This is a genomic window from Sporosarcina sp. HYO08 (assembly GCF_001563475.1).
In the GTDB taxonomy this organism is placed as follows: Bacteria; Bacillota; Bacilli; order Bacillales_A; family Planococcaceae; genus Sporosarcina.
Genome location: NZ_LPUT01000029.1, coordinates 88425 through 106366, shown reverse-complemented (window position 1 = coordinate 106366; position 17942 = coordinate 88425). Strand labels below are relative to the sequence as shown.

The 17942-nt window shown below is 42.0% G+C and carries 20 protein-coding genes; 13 read left to right on the top strand and 7 right to left on the bottom strand.

What is annotated here, in order from left to right:
* The first annotated feature begins 61 nt into the window (after positions 1 to 61).
* Positions 62 to 784 (top strand): hypothetical protein, encoded by a 723-nt coding sequence (locus tag AU377_RS13850; RefSeq protein ID WP_067408365.1) that lies wholly within the window; start codon positions 62 to 64, stop codon positions 782 to 784.
* A gap of 19 nt (positions 785 to 803) precedes the next feature.
* Here AU377_RS13850 and AU377_RS13845 read toward each other — a convergent pair whose 3' ends face one another.
* Positions 804 to 1685 carry a peptidylprolyl isomerase gene (locus AU377_RS13845; protein WP_067408364.1) on the bottom strand — a complete coding sequence of 294 codons (882 nt, stop codon included), beginning with the start codon at positions 1683 to 1685 and terminating at the stop codon, positions 804 to 806.
* A gap of 148 nt (positions 1686 to 1833) precedes the next feature.
* Between AU377_RS13845 and AU377_RS15380 the strand changes: the two genes are divergently transcribed.
* Positions 1834 to 1926 (top strand): YjcZ family sporulation protein, encoded by a 93-nt coding sequence (locus AU377_RS15380; RefSeq protein ID WP_156450455.1) that lies wholly within the window; start codon positions 1834 to 1836, stop codon positions 1924 to 1926.
* A 43-nt stretch (positions 1927 to 1969) separates the two neighbouring features.
* On the opposite strand, the gene AU377_RS13840 is transcribed toward AU377_RS15380, so the two are convergent.
* The 5 genes from AU377_RS13840 to AU377_RS13820 all read right to left on the bottom strand — a co-directional run bounded on the left by AU377_RS13840 (position 1970) and on the right by AU377_RS13820 (position 4605).
* Complete coding sequence (locus AU377_RS13840; protein ID WP_067408363.1) at positions 1970 to 2155, bottom strand: hypothetical protein; 186 nt, start codon at positions 2153 to 2155, stop codon at positions 1970 to 1972.
* A 60-nt stretch (positions 2156 to 2215) separates the two neighbouring features.
* Entirely contained in the window at positions 2216 to 2827 is a 612-nt protein-coding gene (locus AU377_RS13835; RefSeq protein ID WP_067408362.1) for an HTH-type transcriptional regulator Hpr, read from the bottom strand.
* A 149-nt stretch (positions 2828 to 2976) separates the two neighbouring features.
* The gene (locus tag AU377_RS13830) at positions 2977 to 3342 is read right to left on the bottom strand and encodes a YtxH domain-containing protein (protein WP_067408361.1); all 366 of its coding nucleotides are present in this window, start codon (positions 3340 to 3342) and stop codon (positions 2977 to 2979) included.
* 196 nt (positions 3343 to 3538) lie between these two features.
* Complete coding sequence (locus AU377_RS13825) at positions 3539 to 4063, bottom strand: tryptophan transporter (RefSeq protein ID WP_067408360.1); 525 nt, start codon at positions 4061 to 4063, stop codon at positions 3539 to 3541.
* Positions 4064 to 4182: 119 nt separating this feature from the next.
* A complete protein-coding gene (locus AU377_RS13820) occupies positions 4183 to 4605 on the bottom strand; it encodes an HIT family protein (RefSeq protein WP_067408359.1) in 423 nt (140 codons plus the stop codon).
* A gap of 118 nt (positions 4606 to 4723) precedes the next feature.
* On the opposite strand from AU377_RS13820, the gene AU377_RS13815 reads away from it, so the two are divergent.
* The 6 genes from AU377_RS13815 (at position 4724) to AU377_RS13790 (ending at position 13259) form a co-directional block, all read left to right on the top strand.
* Positions 4724 to 5473: an ABC transporter ATP-binding protein gene (locus tag AU377_RS13815; protein ID WP_067408358.1), complete on the top strand. Its 750-nt coding sequence runs from the start codon at positions 4724 to 4726 to the stop codon at positions 5471 to 5473.
* Entirely contained in the window at positions 5457 to 6671 is a 1215-nt protein-coding gene (locus tag AU377_RS13810; RefSeq protein WP_067408357.1) for an ABC transporter permease, read from the top strand. The genes AU377_RS13815 and AU377_RS13810 overlap by 17 nt, the downstream gene beginning before the upstream one ends.
* Positions 6672 to 6786: 115 nt before the next feature.
* A complete protein-coding gene (locus AU377_RS13805; RefSeq protein WP_067408356.1) occupies positions 6787 to 7023 on the top strand; it encodes an IDEAL domain-containing protein in 237 nt (78 codons plus the stop codon).
* Positions 7024 to 7184: 161 nt separating this feature from the next.
* On the top strand, positions 7185 to 9170 hold the full coding sequence (gene uvrB, locus AU377_RS13800; RefSeq protein ID WP_067408355.1) for an excinuclease ABC subunit UvrB: 1986 nt from the start codon (positions 7185 to 7187) through the stop codon (positions 9168 to 9170).
* 5 nt (positions 9171 to 9175) lie between these two features.
* Complete coding sequence (gene uvrA / locus AU377_RS13795; RefSeq protein WP_067408403.1) at positions 9176 to 12049, top strand: excinuclease ABC subunit UvrA; 2874 nt, start codon at positions 9176 to 9178, stop codon at positions 12047 to 12049.
* 58 nt (positions 12050 to 12107) lie between these two features.
* Positions 12108 to 13259, top strand: a complete 1152-nt coding sequence (locus AU377_RS13790; protein ID WP_067408354.1) for a DUF4097 domain-containing protein — start codon at positions 12108 to 12110, stop codon at positions 13257 to 13259.
* Between the two features lie 58 nt (positions 13260 to 13317).
* Here the strand turns inward: AU377_RS13790 and AU377_RS13785 are convergent, their stop codons facing one another.
* Positions 13318 to 13872, bottom strand: a complete 555-nt coding sequence (locus AU377_RS13785) for an N-acetylmuramoyl-L-alanine amidase (protein WP_067408353.1) — start codon at positions 13870 to 13872, stop codon at positions 13318 to 13320.
* Between the two features lie 132 nt (positions 13873 to 14004).
* Here AU377_RS13785 and hprK point away from each other — a divergent pair, with 132 nt between their 5' ends.
* Genes hprK through AU377_RS13760 form a run of 5 tightly spaced genes read left to right on the top strand, consistent with a single transcriptional unit; the run spans position 14005 to position 17915 of the window.
* Positions 14005 to 14937, top strand: a complete 933-nt coding sequence (gene hprK / locus AU377_RS13780; RefSeq protein WP_067408352.1) for an HPr(Ser) kinase/phosphatase — start codon at positions 14005 to 14007, stop codon at positions 14935 to 14937.
* Between the two features lie 13 nt (positions 14938 to 14950).
* On the top strand, positions 14951 to 15769 hold the full coding sequence (lgt, locus tag AU377_RS13775) for a prolipoprotein diacylglyceryl transferase (protein ID WP_253724497.1): 819 nt from the start codon (positions 14951 to 14953) through the stop codon (positions 15767 to 15769).
* 16 nt (positions 15770 to 15785) lie between these two features.
* On the top strand, positions 15786 to 16736 hold the full coding sequence (locus AU377_RS13770) for a nucleoside recognition domain-containing protein (RefSeq protein WP_067408402.1): 951 nt from the start codon (positions 15786 to 15788) through the stop codon (positions 16734 to 16736).
* Positions 16729 to 17385 carry a pyrophosphatase PpaX gene (gene ppaX / locus AU377_RS13765; protein WP_067408401.1) on the top strand — a complete coding sequence of 219 codons (657 nt, stop codon included), beginning with the start codon at positions 16729 to 16731 and terminating at the stop codon, positions 17383 to 17385. The genes AU377_RS13770 and ppaX overlap by 8 nt, the downstream gene beginning before the upstream one ends.
* Positions 17382 to 17915, top strand: a complete 534-nt coding sequence (locus AU377_RS13760; protein ID WP_067408351.1) for a DapH/DapD/GlmU-related protein — start codon at positions 17382 to 17384, stop codon at positions 17913 to 17915. The genes ppaX and AU377_RS13760 overlap by 4 nt, the downstream gene beginning before the upstream one ends.
* Positions 17916 to 17942 lie beyond the last annotated feature (27 nt).

The window sequence follows — 17942 nt, the reverse complement described above, 5'->3', positions numbered from 1 at the left end:
AGTAATCGCTAGGTTCCGAATAAAAACGGTACCTAGCGATTTTTCTTGTTATACTAGTGGCATGACAAATTTAACAGAAGAACAGATGAAACAATTAACAATGTATAGTGTTTATACTGAAGAGCCAGCACATCGCTTGTTTACATTGGAAACCATTCTTCAAGCAGATCAGATGGAGGCAATCCTTCAAACGATTCAAGTCATTAGTGGCAGTCCAAATCGAACAGTCACGGCCTCTTATTTCACGAGAAGATTTGGCATGTTTACGGCTATGCAGTTTACGAGTTTAGTCCAATCTAATATTACGTGGAAAGGAGAAAGCAACAATCTAGTTTTTGGTGTGAATGAGGAATACGGAAGAAAAACAGTGAGTACATACACTCGAGCCGAAGATTGGAAAGTTATTTCAAATGGGCGACGAGAAGAGGAAATTTGGCATATTTTACACAATGAATGTGCGGCAGTCTTTCACCAAATGAGATCAGTAACAGCTATTTCACCACTGATAATGTGGGAAAATATTTTTGGTTTCTTGCTTTGGCAATACCATGTTCTTTTAGCAAATCCATCGACGGCTCAAAATGCCCGAAAGGATTTAGAGCTCTTAAAGGCGGATCGGCTATGGGAAGGAATTGCGCCGAAGTCATTGTTTGCTTCTTACTTAAAAGGGTGCGAGCCGTCTGAACTGCTCAATACAACGGTCAGAAAAACATGCTGTCTGTCAAAGGACGTGCCGGGTTTGATGCAATGTGGGTTTTGTCCATTAAAAAACGCCAAGGGCTAAGTCCTTGGCGTTTTTCGTATTATTTTTTTTCTTCTCCAGCATTCATGAAGATTTCTAATGAGTCTTTTAAGTCATTGTCTTTAATTTTAATATCCGCATCTTTTAACAGCTTAGATACTTTTTTCATTAAAGCTTCTTGGTCTTCGCCTGCTTTTTCAAGTGCAACATCTTTTCGTGCTTCTTCTTCTGTTGCTTTATCTTTTTCAACTTCACGCTTCTCTGTTACTTCGATAATATGGAAGCCATGTTGAGATTGAACTGGCTCACTAATTTTATTCACTTCTAATGCGTAAGCGCCTTGCCAAAATTCAGGAACCATTTTACCATAGCCGAACCAACCAAGGTCGCCGCCAGATTCTTGTGCGGCAGGCTCTGTAGAAAATTCTTTCGCTACTTCAGCGAAATCAGCTCCGCCTTCAAGCTTTTCTTTCACTTTCAGAGCTGTTTCTTCATCTGCTACAAGTACATGACGTGCATGCAGTTCTGTATTCATTTCTTTCAAACGTTTTTGAACTTCTTCATCTGACACTTCGACGCCATCCATTTGTGCAGCATCTTGTAGCAGATTAATGCGCAAAATTTTCTTATAGCTTTCTTCTGTTTGTCCATTTTGCATTAAGTACATTTCAAAGCTTTCTCCGTAAAGCTCTTTTTCACGGTTGAACGCTTGGTCAACGTCTTTATCCGATACTTTATATTTGTTTTCAAGAACTTTTTCAATTGCCAGAATTTGGAATGTTTGTTCACCTGCAACATCTTTCAGTTCTTCGTAAAATTCATTTTTCGTAATATCTCCAGCTTTGGATGTCATAATGACTTCATCGCCTGCATTGTTATTGCTACATGCAGAAAGTGCAAGAATGGATGCAGCCATTGTCAGCGCTAATATAGATTTTTTCATGTCTTTTTCTCCCCTACAGTTAGTGTACGATAGTTGCTACTATAACATATAAACGAATTGAAAACAAAAAGGTTTCCCCTACCCCAATAATTTGCCCAGAAACTAAAAAGCAGATTGCATACGATACAAAGAGAGAGGGGGTGCTCCAATGAGCGGATATAATCATGGCTCTTCAGGCTTTGCTTTGATTGTGGTGTTGTTTATCTTACTCATCATCGTCGGTGCAGCCTTCATGTACTAAATCAAAAAGAGTCCATTTCCCAGTTTGGGACAATGGACTTTCCTTATGCTTTCAATAAAATTTCAACAAAAAAAGACAAAATTAAAATCGTCACGAGGATATTGACCGTTCGATAGATTTTGGGCTGTTTTTCCTCTGGAATTTCTCTTGATTCGCAGAGAGCATATGTCATTTTATTGATTTGATACAGATAGAATAATGAGAACAGAACTGTTATTACAAGGATCAAATCCATTCCTCCTCTTCGGCGTTCCAAAATAATCATAGCAGAAATGTACGCGAATTGGAATTAAAAATCCTTACCAATCGGGTGATAACGTTCTTCCCTTTTCTCAGATTTTTTCTCTCGATTGACTGCGATCAATTCTCCATTTTCCTCATCATACGCTTCTTCAATGTTTTTGAAACCTTTCTCGAAAATTTCCATAAAATCATCTCCATAAATGTTGCGAATGACAGACATGACCTCTAGAAACTCTGGAAATTTACCGTACAGTTCCTTAATTGGAATTGTTCCTTCCAGCACACTATGTGCTGAACCATAATAATTGCGATTCATTTCTAGTAGTAGATTTTCGCCTTTCTCTGTGACGGCAACGTATGTATTTCGGCGATCATCATCTTTCTTGAAAAAATGTAAATAGCCTCGTTGCTCCAACTTCTTTGAAAAGTTGAATGCGGTCGAAACGTGCATGACGCCAAACTTTGCAATATCTGAAACTGTTGCCTTTTCAAGATGATAAGCAATCCATAAAATATGGTGCTCATTAATATTCAAGTCATAAGGTTTTATCCATTGTTGCCAATCTTTTTCGACTGCTTTCCAAAGCGCTTTAGACATTTGTGCAATGCGCTGACTAAAGATCATCGCTTCTTTTGGGGAAAATTTTTGCTCAATCATCGAACCCACCCGCTTCCTAAAATTCATATTCTTTCATTATAGCAAAAAAGCAACAAGGTGAGAAGTCAGAATTTAAGAAACTTTCCCTAAGATGGTAAAAAGAGACCGTCTCACATAGGATTGGCTCTGTGACGGTCTCTATCATATACTTAGTTTTTCTGATGTACGGTAATGGATTGTTCAAGTTCTTCTAGTGCTGCTTGAATCGCTTCAATTTCCTGTTCTAGGGACACTTTGTTTGGCTCGGTTGATTGTTGCCATTTACCAATTGAATCTTTAATACCGCCGATTGCTGAGGGAATCGTTTCTTTTGCCTCTTTTGTTAAGTGAGAAATCGATTCTTTTAAATCGTCAAACTTCACATTGACCTCTTTAAGTTTGTCTTTCATATCTGTCGATGCGTTTTTGACGGTTGTTCGAAGCTCACTTCCAGATTGTGGTGTTGAATACAGAACGGTAACAGCGGCCGCAATAGAACCGGCTGCTAGTCCTAAGAAAAACGTAGATGCTTTCATTTGTTAGAGCGCTCCTTTCAAAGATGGATCATACAATCTTGCGTAATTTTATTTAAACATGTGTTAAGCAGTTTCACAAATTAAATACTTTGGCATTTTGAAAATGCTGTGGTAAAAACTACTAGTTTGTTAGAAGGCAAAAAGGGGCCGTCCCCAAACGAAGAGCCAGGCACTTCTGGGACAGCCCCTTTATTCTTTAACTGGATAACGCTGTTTTGAAATTTGTACGTTTTACCAATCCAAGAATGATTGGATAAATAATGACGAATGCAATGCAGTTCATCGCGACTGCTGGAAGGACGACTGTTAAGAACAATGCAAAAAATGGTAAGTTGACACCTAACACAAAAATTGCAATGGATAAAAAGATCGTACCTGATAAAATCGTTCCAAGGCCTGCAAGAACTGTTGCGCCGATCAAATGCTTCGAGATGTTCTTTAATGTTACAAACGCTGCGTAAATAACAAATGCAGTAATGAATTTGTCAATGACGTTCGGCAGGAAACCGCCCGGGAAACTTGAAAAAATACCCGAAATCACACCAGTTGTGACACCAAGTAAAAATACACTGCGGCGATCAGGAAATAGGAAAATCCCGATAAACATCATCGTCAACATGAAGTCAGGCTTCATGCCGTTTCCGTAACCTGGAATCACCAAATATAAAGCAGCACCGACGGCAACCAAAAGCGCCATTAACACAAGATTTTTCGTATTCAATTCTCATCTCTCCTCAGCTAAGTCTAAGCTATTTTTTGCTTTTCCTATCGTATCCTCGTGATCGATAGCGAAAAACATTATGTGTATAATACACCGAATTCAGAAAATAAGCAAGGTGATTATAGGAGTTTTTTACGAATGCCGACTGCGATTTCTTTGATGCGTTCCACTGTAAAAGTATCTGTTTGTGGATCCCATTGCGGCTGGAAACCGTCAGATCGATCATAACGTGGGATCAAATGCATATGAAAATGGAATACAGCTTGTCCCGCAGGAGCGCCATTATTTTGCAATACGTTTAATCCGGCAGGGGCAAACTCTTCTTTTAAGGCATTTGCAATTTTGGGCGCAACGGAAAATACCTGCGCTGCCTCCTCTGAGGTCATTTCATATAGATTTTCCCGATGCGTTTTTGGAATGATAAGGACATGACCTTTTGTGACAGGCATAATATCCATAAATGCCACTACATGTTCATCCTCATAAATTTTTTCACTCGGAATGCTTCCTTCGACAATATTACAAAAAATACAAGAAGTCATTTCGGCACTTCCTTTCATTTTTAGGACAAGTGTAGCATATAATCGTTCGACAAAGGTGTATTGGACAAGGTATTCAAAAGAGATTTTTGATAAGATAGGAAAGGAATGGAGGATGAAGATGGAAATTTTAGAACTACAACATATAACGGGCGGGTATACAAGAAGACCCGTCCTGCACGATGTATCTTTTACAATTGGCCGCGGAGAACTGATCGGATTGATCGGGTTAAATGGTGCGGGTAAAAGTACAACGATCAAACATATTATTGGTCTAATGAATCCTCATGAAGGTGACATTCGACTGAATGGTGTAACATTTCGTGAAAACCCAGAACAATATCGGAAAGCCTTTTCATACATTCCCGAAACGCCTATTTTATATGATGAATTGACGCTGCGCGAACATCTTGAGTTGACGGCTATGGCATACGGACTTGAGGAGGATGTGTTCGAAGCACGCTCCGAGCAATTACTGAAAGAATTCAGAATGGAAAAGCGATTGAAATGGTTTCCTTCCCATTTTTCCAAAGGAATGCGCCAAAAAGTGATGATCATGTGTGCATTTCTTGTCAATCCTTCCCTTTATATCATCGATGAACCATTCGTCGGTTTAGATCCGATCGGCATTAAGTCATTGCTCGATCAAATGGAAGAACGGAAAAAGCAAGGGGCTTCGATTTTAATGTCGACGCATGTGCTCTCTACTGCGGAAAAATACTGTGATCGCATCATCTTATTGCATAACGGCCAAGTAAGAGCGAGTGGAACAATGGATGATTTGAGAAAAGCATTTGGCCGGCCGAATGCTTCGTTGGATGATTTATATATTGCGATGACTGAGGATACAGACGATGAAAAATTTGCGTGACATATGGGGAGTACGCTTCGTCCATTACATGAACGAATTTCAACGGTATATGAAATATGTTTTTACGGGCCATTTGGCGATTGTTTTAGTCTTTACAATCGGTGCTGGGGGATATGCTTACAGTGAATGGCTGAAAGAAGTGCCCGAACATTTTCCGGCCGCGCTCCTTACGGCAATTGTCATTGCAGCTGCACTCTGCTATTCGCCGCCCGTTACATTGTTAAAGCAAGCAGATAGTGTGTATTTTTTACCGTTAGAACAGCAGTTGGGAGAGTATATGAAGCGTGCATTGCGCTGGAGTTTCTTTTCGCAGCTGCCGTTGCCGTTCATTCTTTTGATCGTTGCCTTACCGCTATTGTCGGCGACTGGGACAGGCTCAAATAGTAGCTATCTAGGCATTGCTGTTTTTATCGTAGTACTTAAAATGATCTTTGTTCAATCCGAGTTTAATGCCAGGTATGTGTTGGAAGGAAGAAAAGTATGGTTGGATCGGACAGTTCGATTTTTATTGGCTTCGATTCTTATTTGGATTGGACTGCATGGATCCCCGCTCATTTTACCCATCATTGCAGTGATGATCGGCCTTTATGCACAATATTGGAAAAAGCGAACAGCCGAAAAGCCTTTTCCATACGATCATTTCATTGCACTCGAACAAAATCGAATGATGCGATTTTATCGTTTTGCCAATTACTTTACAGATGTTCCACATGTGAAAGGCTCTGTCAGTCGAAGAAGATGGCTAAAATTTCTCATGACTCAGCCGAAATTCGGCAACAATAACGCCACGCACGCTTATCTCGTTCGTCGTACATTTCTTCGGACGGATGATATTTTTTGGCTATGGCTGAGATTAACGATATTGTCTGTACTTGGCGCGTTGTTCATTCCATTCCCGATAGTTGTATTTATTTTCGTAGGATCGCTCGCATTTGCATCAGCAGTACAAATCGTTCATGCGCTTGGAGCAGGGGATGAATTTCGAATGGATATGTTGTTTCCGGAAAAAGAAGATCGTCGTTCTGCAGCCGTTCAAGAAACAGTTCGTACTGTTCAATGGATTCAAGTGATTGGTGTGATGATCGGGGCAGTTGTTCAATTTGGTCTATCACTTACACCGATCTTAATTGGAGCGATCGTGCTAATCGTTTCCGAAGCCACCATCCGTTTAACGGGACAAAGAAAAAATGTTGAGTAAGACTGTTCAATTAGGGACGGTCTTTTTTGAAAAAAGAGGTTGAATTTTCTAAAAAGACTTGCAACTTGCCACTGGAAATCGATATACTATATAAAAGGCATTAGGGGTGAGTAAGATGGAAAACAACTATTCATATGCCGAATTCTTAAAAGCCGTTGGAAAAAACAACACGACATTGCAGGCCGAAAAGATGCTCAACGAAATTTATATGGACCTGTTTTTAAATCATATTCATTGGGAACAAACAAAGGAACGATTGCTCATGTTGATTGACCATGCACTCGATCGGCGAGATGAAAAAGCCTTTAATATGTATACAGACAGTTTGAACAAGTTAATTGAAAATGACTAAAGTGGGGCGCTGCATGAAATATGCAGCGTTTTTTTTTTATATGCCGGGAAATGAAAAGCACCCTTCACTTCTTCTTAAAACGTACGTTCTCTTTTTGCTCGTGAAAATGGAAAGGTTATGCTAAAATGAAGATCAATTCTTCTTGGAAGTGAGTGGAGACGATGGACCAAAAGAAATTTGAATTGCATGCGCCATATTCACCCGGGGGCGATCAGCCTTCAGCGATTGCCGAACTTGTAAAAGGGCTTGAAAAGGGAGAAAAACACCAAACATTACTCGGCGCGACGGGAACGGGGAAAACGTTTACCGTTTCCAATGTTGTGAAGGAAGTCAATAAACCAACACTTGTCATCGCTCACAATAAAACGTTAGCCGGGCAATTGTATAGTGAGTTTAAAGAATTTTTTCCTAACAATGCCGTTGAATATTTTGTAAGTTATTATGATTATTTCCAACCGGAGGCGTATGTGCCGCATACAGATACTTATATTGAAAAAGACGCGAGTATTAATGATGAAATTGATAAGTTGCGTCACTCCGCTACATCGTCGTTATTCGAACGAAAAGATGTGCTAATTGTCGCATCCGTTTCATGTATTTACGGTCTCGGTTCACCGGAAGAATATCGTGAGCATGTCGTATCTTTACGAACAGGTATGGAAATCGAAAGAAACGAATTGCTGCGAAAGTTCGTTGACATTCAATATGAGCGAAACGATGTGAACTTTATCCGCGGAACATTTCGGGTCCGCGGCGATGTTGTTGAATTGTTTCCAGCTTCAAAAGATGAACGGTGCATCCGCATTGAATTTTTCGGCGATGAAATTGACCGAATTCGCGAAGTTGACGCATTAACCGGCGAGATTATTGGAGATCGCGATCATGTGGCCATATTCCCGGCATCCCACTTCGTGACAGGCGAAGAAAAGATGACGAAGGCCATTGCGAATATCGAAAAGGAACTTGAGGAGCGTCTGATAGAATTGCGTGGCCAAGAGAAGCTGCTCGAGGCACAGCGTCTCGAACAGCGTACACGCTATGACTTGGAAATGATGAAAGAAATGGGTTTTTGTTCGGGCATTGAAAACTATTCCCGCCATTTAACGTTACGGGAGGCAGGAGCGACGCCTTACACACTGATTGATTATTTTCCAGATGATTTTTTAATTGTTATTGACGAAAGTCATGTGACACTTCCGCAAATTCGGGGTATGTATAATGGTGACCAGGCAAGGAAAAGTGTATTGGTGGAGCATGGCTTTAGGCTTCCATCGGCGCTGGATAATCGTCCATTGAAATTTGAGGAGTTTGAAAAGCATGTTCATGAAGCGATCTACGTGTCAGCGACACCCGGTCCCTATGAAATTGAGCATACACCAAAAATGGTCGAGCAAATTATCAGGCCGACTGGCTTACTCGATCCAACAATCGACGTCCGCCCAATTGAAGGACAAATAGACGATTTAATCGATGAAATTCACGACCGCGTTCAAAAAAATGAACGGGTACTCATTACAACGCTAACGAAAAAGATGTCCGAGGATTTAACGGATTATTTAAAAGAAATTGGCATTAAAGTACAATACCTTCATTCCGAGATTAAAACACTGGAAAGAATTGAAATTATTCGAGAGCTTAGGCTCGGAACGTTCGACGTGTTGGTTGGGATTAACTTATTGAGGGAAGGACTAGATATTCCGGAAGTATCCCTCGTCGCCATTCTCGATGCTGATAAAGAAGGTTTCCTGCGTTCACATAGGTCATTAATCCAGACAATTGGACGTGCAGCACGAAATGCTGAGGGGCATGTCATTATGTATGCCGATCGCATGACAGACTCTATGAAAATCGCCTTAGAAGAAACAAAGCGGCGTCGTGCGATTCAAATCGCCTACAATGAAAAACATGGCATTATACCGAAGACGATTACGAAAAAAGTGCGGGATGTCATCCGGGCTACACATGCCACGGATGAAACAGTCTCCTATGTAGATCAAGTGACACAAGGGAAAAAACTGTCCAAAGAGGAAAAAGCAACACTTTTAGTATCTTTGGAGAAAGAAATGAAAGATGCAGCTAAAGCACTTGACTTCGAACGTGCAGCGGAGCTCCGGGATACGATATTGGAATTGAAGGCGGAAAGGTGAAGCAAATGAAAAACAAAGAAATCATTATACAAGGTGCCCGGGCCCATAATTTGAAAAATATTGACGTCAATATTCCGCGCGACAAGCTCGTTGTGATCACTGGCTTGTCAGGGTCAGGAAAATCATCGCTTGCTTTCGATACGATTTATGCAGAAGGACAGCGAAGATATGTTGAGTCGCTGTCTGCCTATGCAAGGCAGTTTTTAGGGCAAATGGATAAGCCTGATGTGGATGTCATTGAAGGTCTTTCACCGGCTATTTCAATTGATCAGAAAACAACGAGTCGAAATCCACGTTCAACGGTTGGAACTGTAACGGAGATTTACGACTACTTGCGACTTCTGTATGCACGGATTGGGAAGCCGATCTGTCCGATTCATGGGATTGAGATTTCTTCACAGACGATTGAGCAAATGGTAGATCGCCTGTTAGAGTTGCCAGAAAGAACACGAATCCAAGTGTTAGCCCCAATCGTGAACGGCCGCAAGGGAACCCATGCAAAGCTCATCGAAGATATTAAGAAGCAAGGCTATGTAAGGATCCGCGTGAACGGAGAAGTCATCGATTTGGATGACAATATTGAGTTAAATAAAAACAAAAAGCATACGATCGAAGTCGTCATTGATAGAATCGTTATAAAAGAAGACATCGCTGCAAGACTGAGTGATTCGCTTGAATCTGCACTTCGTCTTGCGGAGGGCACAGTGGTTATTGACGTCCTCGACGGGGAAGAATTGTTATTTAGCGAACATCATGCGTGCCCGCAATGTGGTTTTTCGATCGGTGAGCTGGAGCCGCGAATGTTTTCGTTCAACAGTCCATTCGGGGCCTGCCAAGAATGCGATGGTTTGGGGACGAAACTTGAAGTGGACCCGGAGCTTGTCATTCCGGATCCATCTCGCTCACTCACTGATCATGCGATTGCCCCATGGGAACCGACAAGTTCTCAATATTATCCTGAATTGCTAAAAGCAGTCGCAACGCATTTTGGCATTTCTATGGACGTGCCAGTGAGCGAACTTGCGGATGATGAACTAGACAAAATTTTGCGCGGTTCTAAAGAGGAAAAGATTCGTTTCCGCTTTACAAATGAGTTTGGCAATACACGCGATACGAATATTTACTTTGAAGGTGTACTTGCCAATATCGAACGTCGCTTTAGGGAAACGAGTTCAGACTACGTACGAGAGCAGATGGAGAAGTATATGGCGCAGCGGCCGTGCCCAAGATGTGATGGTTATCGGTTAAAGGAAGAGTCGCTTGCTGTAAAAGTAAACGGCGTGCATATTGGAAAAGTGACAGAGCGGTCTATTGTGGAAGCGGATCAGTTTTTCAAGCACCTTCAACTGTCTGAAAAAGATGCGCAAATTGCCAAGCTTATTTTAAAGGAAATTGAAGAACGGATTGGCTTTTTGATTAACGTCGGTTTAGATTACTTATCGTTATCGAGAGCGGCTGGAACATTATCAGGCGGAGAGGCGCAGCGCATTCGTCTTGCCACGCAAATTGGCTCAAGACTAACAGGTGTGCTCTATATTTTGGATGAACCGTCTATCGGGTTGCATCAGCGGGATAATGATCGTCTTATCGGCACTTTAGAAAGTATGCGGGACATTGGCAATACGCTCATTGTCGTCGAGCATGATGAAGACACAATGATGGCGGCCGATTATTTAATAGATATCGGCCCTGGCGCAGGTGTCAATGGCGGTCAAATTGTTTCCGCTGGGGCCCCAGAACAAGTGATGAATGATTCGGCTTCACTGACAGGACAATATTTGAGCGGGAAAAAATTCATACCTTTGCCGACAACAAGACGAAAATCGGATGGTCGAAAAATTTCGATTAAAGGTGCGTCAGAAAACAATTTGAAAAATGTCGCCGTAGATATTCCGCTTGGTCAATTTATCGCCGTCACGGGTGTGTCTGGTTCCGGTAAAAGTACACTAATCAATGAAGTGTTATATAAAGTATTGGCGCAAAAGCTAAACCGCTCCAAGCAAAAGCCGGGACAATATAAATCCGTTACAGGATTAGAAGAATTGGAAAAAGTGATCGACATTGACCAGTCACCGATCGGACGGACGCCAAGATCGAATCCGGCGACATACACAGGGGTATTTGACGATATCCGAGATGTCTATGCAGCAACAAATGAAGCGAAAGTGCGCGGCTACAAAAAAGGCCGGTTTAGCTTCAACGTCAAAGGCGGACGCTGTGAAGCTTGTCGCGGCGATGGGATTATTAAAATTGAAATGCATTTCCTGCCTGATGTGTATGTACCATGTGAGGTCTGTCATGGAAAAAGGTATAATCGTGAGACGCTTGAAGTCCGATACAAAGGGAAAAATATCGCAGATGTACTCGGTATGACAGTAGAAGATGCACTCGTGTTTTTCGAAAACATTCCGAAAATCCATCGCAAGCTTCAAACAATTGTCGATGTAGGTCTCGGTTACATCCAATTGGGGCAGCCAGCTACAACGCTTTCGGGCGGGGAAGCACAGCGTGTGAAGCTTGCATCAGAGCTTCATAAACGATCGAACGGCAAATCGTTTTATATTTTAGATGAGCCGACAACTGGGCTGCATGTCCATGATATCGCGAAGTTGCTTGTCGTCTTGCAGCGATTAGTTGATACGGGCAACACTGTCCTAGTTATTGAACATAATTTGGATGTCATTAAAACAGTTGACCATATTATTGACCTTGGCCCAGAAGGCGGCGACAAAGGTGGACAAATTATCGCCACGGGAACGCCGGAAAAAGTGGCAGCGAATGAAAAATCATATACGGGTCACTATTTAAAATTAATCCTTGATCGTGAGCAACAACGCATGGAAGAGACGATGCAAGAAGCAGAAAAAGCAGCCAAGTGAAACTTTTCGGAATGGGAATCGTATATATACCTAAACGCAGAAACGAGGAGGCTTTATCATGCAAAATGAACGAAAACGAATTTTGACAATGTTGGAAAATGGAACGATTACAACAGACGAAGCACTCACGCTTCTAGAAGCACTTGGAAAACCGGAGCAAAAGCAATCGTCTGAAAGTGTTGCGCCTCAAGAAAAGCCTTTTGAACAATCCGAGTTTAGTCAAAAAACGAATCGTCAAACATCACATTCTATGGATGAGTTCTTGGAAGATTTACGGAAAGATTTTACCAATGTTGGAGATCGATTTATGCATTTCATGCAATCTACCGTACAAAAAGTAAAGGAATTTGACTTTGATTCTCCATTTGGTCATTCGGTCACTTTTACAGAAACAATGACAAAATCTGCGGATAGCCTGGAAGAATTGCTTATTACGATTGATAATGGCAAGGTAACCATTCATGCTGGCGAAGAGGAAGAGATTCGGGCAGAGTTTACAGTTAAGGCTTTTAACAATGAGTCCGAAGAAAAGGCTCGAAAAGATTTTGAACAAAAGCTGCTGTTCGTCTTGGATGAAGGAAAACTCCATTTATCAAGCGATTTAAAGATGATGCAAGTGAATGTGGAGTTGTATATCCCTGGTAAAGTTTACGAGCGAATTTCCACGCGGCTGCTAAATGGTGCCTTTAAAATGAAGGATATTGAGGCAAAGAAAATACGTGTCAAAACCGCAAACGGTAAAATTGACGTTTCTGGACTCACGTTTGAAGATGCGGAAATTGAAACCGCAAACGGTGGGATTGACCTGCATCATTTGACAGGGAATACACTTGAAGCGGAAACGTTAAATGGTCGTGTCTATATTGATGGTGCGGTAAAAGAAGTGGAAGCCCAATCGCTTAACGGACATGTAGTGGTTACGACGACCGATACCGCTCCTAAAAAAGTGGATGCGAAAACGGTCAGCGGATCGGTTGAAATTTACATCCCATCCGACATCTCACTGACGGGGGAGATTTCTTCCAATATGGGCCGACTCGAATTACAGTTAAACGACGTTGATCGAACTGCCGAGCAGGAACAAGTCTTACATCGATCCATTCGATTTAAAAAAGATGCAGGAGATCACCAATTCCCACTCCATCTATTTGGGGAAGCGAAAACAGGATCGGTGCTCGTCTGCTATAATGCCAAACATCCGTCCGAATAAAAACTGCTCCAATCCCATTTTATTATTGTGGGATGGAGCAGTTTTTTCTGTATTTATATTAACTTTTCCCTCTATACTTCCAAGAAAGAATCGCAAATGCAATGGCTTTCGCACATTGCTCTCGATACGCTTTTTGCATTAAAAGTGTGGCTTCCTCGCGATTTGTCATAAATCCACATTCAACGAGCACGGCGGGCATTCGCGTCTCCCTAAGGACTGCAAAATTAGCTGTTTTTACGCCGCGGTCGACCCGGTTACACGCAATGATCATCGATTGCTGGATCCCTTTGGCAAGTGCAAAGCTTTGTTTGCTTGCTGTTGGATAGACGAACGTTTCAATGCCCTTCGCATCATTCCATGTCGTCCCATAAGCATTTGCATGTATTGAAACGAAAGCGTCAACATTTGTTTTGTTGGCCAAGGATATGCGATTTCCTAACGGTACATCCCGCTCGGGACGATGTGAAAAGGTAACGGACATTCCTTCAAAGGTTAAATATCTTGCGACGCTTACTGCGACAGCTTGGTTGAAAGAAAATTCCCGCAGCCTTCCGTCTGGCGATCGTTTACCAGGCGTTTCGGGTCCATGACCAGCATCAAGCAGTATTTTCATAATGCATGCCTCCTTTATCACCTATATAGCATAAAAGTGCTGAAAAGTAGACGAATTCGGAACGAAATCATTTCATTTGAATGTGGTCGTGGTAAAATGGGGCATAGATAAAAGGAGGAGAGGGGGAGGCCGATGGGCGGAGTAACAGTTAGAGATGTGAAGGAAAGATTTGGTCTGGAACTGATTGCGGGAAACATTGAAAACGATTATCAAATACATACGAGTGACATTTCTCGACCTGGCCTTGAAATGGCTGGCTATTTTAACTTCTATCCAGCGGAGCGTGTGCAGTTGCTCGGTATGACTGAGCTGTCGTTCTATGCAAAGCTTAAGGTGGAAGAAAAAATAGATCGAGCGGAAAAGATTTGTACGCCCGCAACGCCTGCAATTATTATTGCGCATGGAATGGATGCGCCGCATGAGTTAAAGCTAGTCGCGGATCAGAAAGGAACGCCTGTATTTAAAACAGACAATCCAACGACTCGTTTTTCAGGGATGTTGACGAACTATTTAGAAGGGCAACTTGCGCCGATGACTGCCATTCACGGTGTCCTTGTCGATGTGTACGGAATTGGCGTGCTAATCACTGGGAAGAGCGGCGTGGGTAAAAGTGAAATTGCACTCGAACTTGTGAAAAGAGGTCATCGCCTCGTTGCGGATGACTTAGTAGAAATTCGCCAAGTCGCCAAAAACGTACTGATCGGTAATGCACCAAAATTATTGGAGCATATGTTGGAAATCCGCGGCGTGGGGATCGTGGATATGATGACATTATTCGGTGCGAGCGCTGTCAAAAGTGACAAACGGATCTTGCTCGTTGTCGACCTCGAAGTATGGGTGCCAGAGAAAATTTATGATCGCCTCGGAATTGATGAAGAGAAGATGAAAATTATGGATTCTGAATTGACGAAGTTAACGGTCCCTGTGCGCCCGGGAAGAAACTTATCCGTCATTATTGAAGTTGCGGCAATGGATTATCGAATGAAACGCCTCGGTGTCAATGCGGCAGAGGAATTTTCGAGAAAACTAAGTACAGCTATACAAGAGAAATCCGAATCGAATTGATACATAGAGGGGAATGATGTATTTGATGTACCAAAACTTAGCGATCAATCCTGTCGCTATTTCACTAGGGCCATTCTCGATTAAGTGGTATGGTATTTTGATTGCCCTTGGAATCATTCTAGCTTTTATTGTTGTTCAAAGGGAAATGGTGAAACGGGGAATGCATCCCGAATTTTTAACGGATTTATTAATTTGGGCAGTGCCGATTTCGATCATTACGGCACGTATTTACTATGTTGTTTTTGAATGGGATGTTTATAAAAATCATCCCGAGCAAATTATTCAAATATGGAATGGCGGTATCGCCATTCACGGTGCATTGATTGGTGCATTTTTAACGACGTACTTTTATACGAAACGTCGTGGGGTTTCATTCTGGAAAGTCGTCGACATCGCGGCGCCTGGTTTATTGATCGGTCAAATTATTGGGCGCTGGGGAAATTTTATCAACCAAGAAGCGCATGGTGGACCGGTTTCCACGCACTTCCTCGAGACAACAATCATTCCAGATTGGATCATGAAACAAATGACGATCGATGGTGTGACGTATCACCCGACTTTTTTATATGAATCGCTTTGGAATGTTGTTGGACTCATTATCATTTTGTTGCTACGAAAAGTAAACTTAAAGCGCGGTGAAATGTTCTTATTCTATCTGACTTGGTATTCGCTTGGCCGATTTTTTATCGAGGGAATGCGAACAGATAGTTTGCTCATTGGCGGATTGCGTACAGCACAACTTGTGTCGATTACGACGATCATCATTGCCGTTGTTATTTTTATCATCAGACGTTTTGTCCAGAAAGTGGATGTGAATTATAAAGATGACTAAACAAAGGGTTGGGGAAATAGGAACATTAAAAAATGGGTTGAAAGCTGGTTTTGGTACAACTTGGACACTTGGGAAAATTATTTTTCCAATTACCGTGCTCGTTGTGATTTTACAACACACACCCGTGTTACCATGGCTTGTACAATTAATCGCGCCTTTTATGGGGATTTTCGGCTTAAGTGGAGAAGCGGCAATTCCACTTGTGCTTGGAAACGCACTGAATTTATATGCGGGAATTGCAGGTGTTTTATCACTGGAATTAACGGTGAAAGAAGTATTTATCATCGCAGTGATGCTGTCGTTTTCACATAATATGTTTATTGAAACGGGTGTCGCTTTAAAAGTTGGTGTGAAACTTTGGATCGTTTTAGTCGTACGTTTCGGACTCGCGGCTTTTTCGGGAATCGTTATTAATCTGTTCTGGAAAGGCGGTGGGGAGCTTGCGCAGTATGGCATCACACCGACTGTTACAAAAGATCCGGAAGGCTGGTTCCAAATTGTTTTACTAGGCTTGCAAAAAGCTTCCTTTGGTGTGCTGCAGCTTGCTTTAATCGTCATTCCGCTCATGATTTTTGTCCAGTTTTTAAAAGACCGACAGTACTTACAAAAGTTTTCCAAGCGTTTAGCGCCTTTTACAAAAGTCATCGGTGTTCAGCCAAATGCATCTTTAACACTTGTGGCAGGATTGGTGATCGGTCTTGCATATGGCGCAGGTGTTATGATTCAAGCTGTGCAGGAGGATGGTGTCAGCAAAAAGGATGCCACATTAGCGTTCATCTTCCTTGTCGCTTGTCATGCGGTGATTGAGGATACATTGCTTTTTGTTCCGCTCGGCATTCCGGTGTGGCCGCTCCTGCTCATTCGCATCATTACCGCATTTGTGCTAACGATACTCGTTGCGTTTTTCTGGAAGCGTGCGGAGCAAAGAAAAGAGAAAGAAAAAGGGGCGCCGATTATTGATGGATAAACAAATTACTGCATTATTATTTGATTTTGATGGTACTTTGGCAGATACGAACGAATTAATCCTGCAATCGTTTGAATATGTTTTAAATAAGTATTTTCCGGGACAGTATGCAGACCGCCAATCGATTTTACCATTTTTAGGACCTACGCTAAATGAATCTTTTGGTGAACTGGATCCAGAAAAAGAGGAGCTGCTTGTCGAGGAATACCGCGCGTGGAATTTGGAAATGCATGATCAGTTAGTTGCGGAATATGATCAAGTAACAGAAACAATTAAACAGTTAAAAGCAAAAGGTCTCAAACTTGCAATCGTTTCTTCCAAGCGTACCGATATGATTGAAAAAGGGATTCGCCTATTGAAATTGGAAGGGCTATTTGAAGTCATTATTGGCCAGGATAGTGTGACAAATCCAAAGCCGAATGCGGAACCGATTTTACTTGCATTGCAAAAGCTTAACGTGTCAAAAGATGAGGCGCTCATGATTGGAGATAATTATCACGATATCGTCGGCGGACAAAATGCAGGCGTTCGAACAGCGGGTGTTGCTTGGGCTTTGAAAGGGGAGGCATACTTACAGTCGTTTGAGCCAGATTATATGTTAGGACATATCACAGATTTGCTTGCAATTGTGGATGGGGAAAATCAGTGAGACGGACTGAGCGATACCCTGCAAAAGGGGATGCCAATTCGTTGTGGCATATGTTTCAAACCGTATCCTTTTTTAAAGTCGTCAAAAACTTTATCATTATCCAACTGGCCAGATATATGCCATTTATGCCAGTGAAAAATTTTCTTTACAGAGTATTTTTAAAAATGGAAGTTGGTCACCGAACTTCATTCGCACTTATGGTCATGCCTGATACGATGTTTCCCGAACGCATTAAAGTGGGAAGCAACTCCATTATCGGTTTTAATACAACGATTCTTGCGCACGAATATTTGATCGACGAATATCGCATAGGAGATGTCGTCATAGGTGAAGATGTATTGATCGGAGCGAATACGACGATTTTACCGGGTATTGAAATTGGCGATGGGGCAATTGTTTCAGCGGCCTCCCTCGTTAATAAAGACATTCCTCCCGGGGTGTTTGCGGGCGGCAATCCGGTGAAAATCATTTTTACAGCGAGTGAAATGGCAAAACGACGTGAGAGGGATCCGTTGGAAGGAAATCGGTGAAAACCAATTGACCGGCTAGAAGTTGTG

Excerpts from the sequence above, each read along its gene's own strand:
- lgt (WP_253724497.1), top strand. The coding sequence starts at position 14,951 with ATGATGTATTTGATGTACCAAAACTTAGCGATCAATCCTGTCGCTATT.
- hprK (WP_067408352.1), top strand. The coding sequence starts at position 14,005 with ATGGGCGGAGTAACAGTTAGAGATGTGAAGGAAAGATTTGGTCTGGAA.
- AU377_RS13830 (WP_067408361.1), bottom strand. The coding sequence starts at position 3,342 with ATGAAAGCATCTACGTTTTTCTTAGGACTAGCAGCCGGTTCTATTGCG.
- AU377_RS13820 (WP_067408359.1), bottom strand. The coding sequence starts at position 4,605 with ATGACTTCTTGTATTTTTTGTAATATTGTCGAAGGAAGCATTCCGAGT.
- AU377_RS13790 (WP_067408354.1), top strand. The coding sequence starts at position 12,108 with ATGCAAAATGAACGAAAACGAATTTTGACAATGTTGGAAAATGGAACG.
- AU377_RS13810 (WP_067408357.1), top strand. The coding sequence starts at position 5,457 with ATGAAAAATTTGCGTGACATATGGGGAGTACGCTTCGTCCATTACATG.
- AU377_RS13845 (WP_067408364.1), bottom strand. The coding sequence starts at position 1,685 with ATGAAAAAATCTATATTAGCGCTGACAATGGCTGCATCCATTCTTGCA.
- AU377_RS13850 (WP_067408365.1), top strand. The coding sequence starts at position 62 with ATGACAAATTTAACAGAAGAACAGATGAAACAATTAACAATGTATAGT.
- AU377_RS13835 (WP_067408362.1), bottom strand. The coding sequence starts at position 2,827 with ATGATTGAGCAAAAATTTTCCCCAAAAGAAGCGATGATCTTTAGTCAG.
- AU377_RS13785 (WP_067408353.1), bottom strand. The coding sequence starts at position 13,872 with ATGAAAATACTGCTTGATGCTGGTCATGGACCCGAAACGCCTGGTAAA.
- uvrB (WP_067408355.1), top strand. The coding sequence starts at position 7,185 with ATGGACCAAAAGAAATTTGAATTGCATGCGCCATATTCACCCGGGGGC.
- ppaX (WP_067408401.1), top strand. The coding sequence starts at position 16,729 with ATGGATAAACAAATTACTGCATTATTATTTGATTTTGATGGTACTTTG.
- AU377_RS13805 (WP_067408356.1), top strand. The coding sequence starts at position 6,787 with ATGGAAAACAACTATTCATATGCCGAATTCTTAAAAGCCGTTGGAAAA.
- AU377_RS13815 (WP_067408358.1), top strand. The coding sequence starts at position 4,724 with ATGGAAATTTTAGAACTACAACATATAACGGGCGGGTATACAAGAAGA.
- AU377_RS15380 (WP_156450455.1), top strand. The coding sequence starts at position 1,834 with ATGAGCGGATATAATCATGGCTCTTCAGGCTTTGCTTTGATTGTGGTG.
- uvrA (WP_067408403.1), top strand. The coding sequence starts at position 9,176 with ATGAAAAACAAAGAAATCATTATACAAGGTGCCCGGGCCCATAATTTG.